Genomic DNA, 4,482 nt, shown 5'->3' with positions numbered 1-4,482 from the left:
CTGCACACGAGACATCGCATCAGATCGTCGGTCAGAGAATCCCCCTCTCTCCGCTCAATTCTAAACAGGCCAGCCTAACCCGCTGGCCTGTTTGCATTTGCGGCGATTGCAAACTTCCGCTGATCGGCACTGTGCTGAAATTGTGCTGATTTCTAATCCTGACTATCGTCATCGTTCGGATCCCTCTCTTCAGAAACTAGGTTTTCGCCGTCGCTCATCTTATGTGAGTTCGAATCTGGCGAGCTGTCCGTGGCGTTTTCAAAACGCTCAATTGCGGATTGCTTCCGGTTGTCTGCGATGTGCGTGTACAATTTCAGGATGTCGTCGTCCACATGCCCAATCATTCCACGTACGACCTCGGCCGGAATGCCTGCAGAGATTGCATGGGAAATGAAGGCGTGACGGTACGTATGCAGATGCCCTTTCAGTCCCAGGGGTTTCAGCACACGTTTGAGATATTCCAGCAGTCTTCGTTCAGAGAACTGATTGTCACCGTTCGGATACTTCTTTGACGGTGCGGCGGTGAAAACCCATTCAGTTCTTCGTCGACGCGATTTCAAAAGTTTTTTCAGACGAGATGTCATTGGGATCGCTCGGCGGTCGCCCGTCTTTGGCTTCCAGCCGTCTTTTGCTCGGATATGCAAAACATTGTGGCCAAAGTCAACGTCGTCCCATGTAAGCCATTTGATCTCTCCAACACGCGCACCCGTGTCGGCAAGCGTTGTCAGAATAGAGCGGTGTGGTTCTGTGGATGCACTGAGGATCGATTCGGCTTCCTCACGAGACCAGCACGGTTGTGTTTTCGCCTTCGCTTTCTTGAGTTTCAGTTTGGTCAGTGGATCTTTCGTGATCATACCTCGAGACATCGCGTAGTTGATTGTTTGTCTGACAATCATTGTGTGGTTGTAGACGGTCTTATCCGCCAGTCCCAACGCAACACGGCGGTGACGAAATTCGTCGATGAACTGCATATCGATCTGCGAGAGATCGGTAAGCTTAAGTTCCGCAGCCAGATCACATGCCGACGCCAGCACTTGCCTGTATTTGGTCAGTGTTTTCTCTGCTCGCCGCTCCGTTTCGCAGTGCTTCAGGTATGCCTGCACTGCATCAACCAGAACTGCCTTCGAGGGCTTCTTGCACCCCTTTTTCGCGTGCTCTCCTCGAAGGATCTCCCCCTCTAAAAGCACTGCTTTGCGTCGAGCCTCTTTTTTGTTCTTCGTGCGGAGTGATTTACGATATTGGCTGCCTTCCCACTGCCAATTCGCATACCACATATCGTCCCGTCGAAATATCGAAACGACATCACCGATTTTCTCGAATTTACTATTGCGTTCTGAAGTCATTTATCAAATAGTCCTTGGTTAAAGATTGTTTGAATCAGCCGATCACGGACGAAAAGCACCTGTTTGCCAACCTTGCGGCTACAGTTGTCAAGCAAACCGCGGCTCCTCCAGTCGTAGATCGTTCCCTTGGGGATGTTCAGTAGGTCAGCGACATCGGCCAGAGTCAAAAAGGGGCGATCGGCCCATGCACCGCCATCAAAGAGTTTTTGGATTTCAGCTTCACTCAGATTCAGTCCGTTGGTCATTTCTCGCTCCCGATTGACTTCGGTGGTGGCTGATCAGCACAGCCATTTATCTCCAGTTGGAACGCCGGACGATTTTGGAAGAAAAATCTGAAGAAATCGTGATCCAATGACCGCAGTTGTTGTCGGATCGGTTTGGAGACTGAGTGGGGAGACGCCATGCCGAAACTTGCGAGTGAGATTGGAATCTGCACAGTAGAAGAAACTTCATGCGCCCCCAGTTCCGCAGGAGTCGTTTCGCATCTGAGCTGGCGACCTCAAGAAAAGCTGCAAAAAGAGCTACCGACGGACTTTTGCCTGTCGCTTGCGGTATTCCGAGACGGAGTTGGCCACAGGCGAGTAGTGCCATGCGGCGGAGTTGAAGCGTTCTTTATTGAAGCTTCGTTACTCGGCCAGGTGATTTGCGAATCCAATGGCACCCTGGCCCCTGAACAGTCGCGATCGTTTGACGCACAGAGATGGATTTTTCAGCAACGACCGTGGCTTCGGGAGACCTTCGGCCGGCGTTTCAAACAAATAGCGGATCTGCGAATTGCTTCTGCCAGCGGTGTTGGTGAGAAAAATATTCTGCCGCAGACGCTTGGTGGCGGGAGTAACGCAGTTGATGGCTGGTCAATCTCGGAGTTGCTGTCGCAGGGTAGATCGCTCGCAGAAGAATGGGGAATTGCGTCACCGAACACAGAGGAACAGATCAGGTTTGGGCTATTTAAAGCTGCATTGGACAACCCGTATGATCTTGAAGAACTTTCGCCAGAAATGCGGGTCGATGCTCTAAGGCACTTACTATTCGATCAAGTTCTGGAGCTGGACGCAGATCAGACAAAGGACTCACTTGGTTGGTACCAACTTGTTTCGGATCGTCTCGCGGTTGCTTTATACAAACACCGAAACGATAGCACTGAGCGATTTGGCGACTGGCTAATCAAGAAATCGGACGGCGTGATTCATCAGATTGCCAAAGTGAAGAGAGATGGTGGGACGATTCCCCAGCCAATGGTGCGAGAATGTCGAATCCAAATGATCGTGGATGCCTACCAGTCGATGTCACAGTGCATTCATGTTGCGATGTTGGAAATAAGGAAGTTTCTTCCGAATGATTTGACACAACGGGAACTGGAATACTTTGACGTGCTTTATCGCCGCCAGCCCGAACTCGGCATGCTGCCACTGATCCTGTTACGAGATCAACTCTGCAACATCGGTTTTGATCCGATGACGATTCCGATTCCAGATTTCAGCCCTTCAGTGTTCTTCACGCTACTTAATTATTACTCCGAAATGACGCGGAATCGTCGTGCAGGAGATCGAGGTTACAAGAAAAACGTTGGCACGAGCGTTGAGTCTCTCAAGCCGAACAGTTTGGCTAACATCAGCGCGACGACGTCAACGCCGTCTCACATCGCAGAGGTCAATGAAGAACTGCATGTTGCGGCTCAGAACCTCAGCGATTATCTCGGCTGGATTTGTTCTTGCAACGATAGCACGGGACACTATCTCTCAAACGACGAGTACAACGACCACACTCTCATCTCAGTCGATATTCTCTGTCAGAATTGCGCGTGCCACGAGACGGTGGATATTACTCCGGAGATTCAGTCTTTTCTTCATTCGCAGGCGGACGTGAAGTAATGCCGGACTCTGAATAGCGAATGTCGGTTAGTGGTCGTCGCGACGGGCAATTTTCGTCAATGAAAGTCTTGGCGAGAATCTGTCCAAGCATTGATGCCATCTGGGCTTGAGTTTTTGATAACGTCGAATGTGGTCTGGTTGTGTCCATAAGGGTACGGCTTTCGGGGTCATGGAAAGTGAATGGGGGAATTTGTGCGCATGAAAAAGGACTCGAACAGCGACCGGGCGGGAGCGTCTTAAAGGGGGAGATTGGCGTCACGTCGCCTTCGAGACGTTCGTCGGCTCAGCAGGCAACCTGATTGCATCGCATCCGTCACGATGACATCCCGCGAAATGCATAAAAATCAGAACCGCGACGGTTATCAAAGCTAACGTCTTTCGATCGGATGGCGGGAGTGACGTTCTCGAAATCACCGGGTGCAGCGCCACGCGGAATTCCCGAACGCATCGACGACTTTCGTGATGGCTGAGAGCTACGGAGTCCATCGACCATATGATGCCGCGTTTTTGCCCGTTTTATAGCTGGGAGTGTCGAGTGCACGGCAAGAACCATTCGCGAAATACAGTCGCCGTGGTTGGCATCCTGGATTACATACGTTTTCGCGCGACTCTCTGAGGGCTAAGCGTTCCTATGCACTATATAATGACACGATTTCTGCGTTTATTTAGCAAACGGAAAGCAATCCTGGGCTCGGAAAATGGTAAACCGAACATCGATTCCAGCGTGGCCTAATCATCCGCGACAGATGACTTTGATGACGATTGCAATCACTTCTCGAGAACAAACTTGTTGGTTCGGATCTAACAGCAAACCAAGACGACTCACGCAACGAAGTTTTGGGGATCGAGACTTCCGCTGAAGACGGTTGTCAGGAAAAACGGTGCTCCGCAACCGCGGGGTGTCGTCCGCAGCGGACTACCTGATCGCAAGCCGACGCGTGCCGTGACGTATTGTACTATTATTAATTCTCCATTGAGCTCAGGCCGTGCCGCTCACACATCAAGGACCGATGACGCCGATGCTGACTCCAGTGTCGTTGTAAACCGTTTTACACCAGCGACTTAGAAAAGTTCATAGCAGTGTTTGTTTTCGGTGTGCTTGCTTCTGCAACCACACCGAAAACAAACACCTGAGTGAATTGCAGTTCGCATAGTTGCCGCGTTGAACTGTAGCTGAAGCCGACCGCGTATTCTTTGGGAGTCCGTTGGAGATCGGTCATGATCACAGTCACGCTCGCCAAACTTCCGGAACCGGCTATGCCCCTGGA

Annotated in this window: 5 protein-coding genes; 1 reads left to right on the top strand and 4 read right to left on the bottom strand. The window is 51.0% G+C overall.

Annotated elements, in window-relative coordinates:
• Nucleotides 1-152: 152 nt before the first annotated feature.
• Complete coding sequence (locus tag Q0668_RS11290; RefSeq protein WP_298864403.1) at nt 153-1,343, bottom strand: site-specific integrase; 1,191 nt, start codon at nt 1,341-1,343, stop codon at nt 153-155.
• Nucleotides 1,340-1,588 (bottom strand): helix-turn-helix domain-containing protein, encoded by a 249-nt coding sequence (locus tag Q0668_RS11285; RefSeq protein WP_298864402.1) that lies wholly within the window; start codon nt 1,586-1,588, stop codon nt 1,340-1,342. Before Q0668_RS11285 ends, Q0668_RS11290 begins: the two co-directional genes overlap by 4 nt.
• A 156-nt stretch (nt 1,589-1,744) precedes the next feature.
• Between Q0668_RS11285 and Q0668_RS11280 the strand changes: the two genes are divergently transcribed.
• On the top strand, nt 1,745-3,214 hold the full coding sequence (locus Q0668_RS11280; protein ID WP_298864401.1) for a hypothetical protein: 1,470 nt from the start codon (nt 1,745-1,747) through the stop codon (nt 3,212-3,214).
• Between the two features lie 313 nt (nt 3,215-3,527).
• Here Q0668_RS11280 and Q0668_RS11275 read toward each other — a convergent pair whose 3' ends face one another.
• Nucleotides 3,528-3,755: a hypothetical protein gene (locus tag Q0668_RS11275; protein WP_298864399.1), complete on the bottom strand. Its 228-nt coding sequence runs from the start codon at nt 3,753-3,755 to the stop codon at nt 3,528-3,530.
• A gap of 508 nt (nt 3,756-4,263) precedes the next feature.
• A partial coding sequence (locus Q0668_RS11270; protein WP_298864397.1) for a hypothetical protein occupies nt 4,264-4,482 on the bottom strand: 219 nt, incomplete at its 5' end.

It is taken from the genome of uncultured Gimesia sp. (assembly GCF_937910335.1).
In the GTDB taxonomy this organism is placed as follows: Bacteria; Planctomycetota; Planctomycetia; order Planctomycetales; family Planctomycetaceae; genus Gimesia.
This window is presented reverse-complemented; position numbering and strand designations above follow the sequence as displayed.

Excerpts from the sequence above, each read along its gene's own strand:
- Q0668_RS11290 (WP_298864403.1), bottom strand. The coding sequence starts at position 1,343 with ATGACTTCAGAACGCAATAGTAAATTCGAGAAAATCGGTGATGTCGTT.
- Q0668_RS11285 (WP_298864402.1), bottom strand. The coding sequence starts at position 1,588 with ATGACCAACGGACTGAATCTGAGTGAAGCTGAAATCCAAAAACTCTTT.
- Q0668_RS11280 (WP_298864401.1), top strand. The coding sequence starts at position 1,745 with ATGCCGAAACTTGCGAGTGAGATTGGAATCTGCACAGTAGAAGAAACT.